Origin of the sequence: Actinomycetospora sp. NBRC 106378 (assembly GCF_030269685.1) — a bacterium.
Lineage (GTDB): Bacteria > Actinomycetota > Actinomycetes > Mycobacteriales > Pseudonocardiaceae > Actinomycetospora.
This window is the reverse complement of the sequence record NZ_BSTT01000037.1, coordinates 1-635: the sequence shown is the minus strand read 5'-3', so window position 1 is coordinate 635 and position 635 is coordinate 1. Positions and strand designations below refer to the sequence as shown.

General features: G+C 70.2%; 1 protein-coding gene. It reads right to left on the bottom strand.

Annotated elements, in window-relative coordinates:
* A partial coding sequence (locus QSK00_RS30300; RefSeq protein WP_285597267.1) for an IS481 family transposase occupies positions 1-635 on the bottom strand: 635 nt, incomplete at both ends.

Sequence of the window (635 nt, the reverse complement as noted above, 5' to 3'; positions counted from 1 at the left end):
TGTACTGACCGGACAGGTTGGTCAAGCGGGTGATCGGGGCCTGCCTGCCGATGGCGCTGTGGGGCCGGTGGTGGTTGTACTCGTGCAGCCACCCCGGGAGCGCCTTGCGGCGCTGGGATTCGCTGAGATAGAGCCGTCGGAACGCCCAGCCGGCGGTCATGGTGCGATGGAACCGCTCGATCTTGCCGTTCGTCTGCGGCCGGTAGGGCCGGGTCCGCGTGTGGATGACGCCGAGCTCGGCGCAGGCGTCGCGCCAGGCGTGGGACCGGTAGGCCGACCCGTTGTCGGAGAGGACCCGCTCGACGGTCACGTTCCGGGCGGCGAACCAGGCCACCGCCCGGGCCAGGACATCGATCGCGGTGGCGGCTTTCTCGTCGTCGTGGATCTCGGCGTAGGCGACCCGGGAGTGGTCGTCGATCACGGTATGGACATACGCGGTGCCGATCAGCGGCTGGTGGTGGGCGTTGCGGGGCTTGTCGGCGGTGGACCAGCGGTTCTTCTTGCCCTGGGCGCGGCCGACGAACCGCCATCCGCCCTGGTCGGGGATGTTCCCGAGCTTCTTGACATCGACGTGGATCATCGCCCCGGGGTGGGGGTGCTCGTAGCGGCGCACCGGCTCCCCGGTCGCCCGGTCG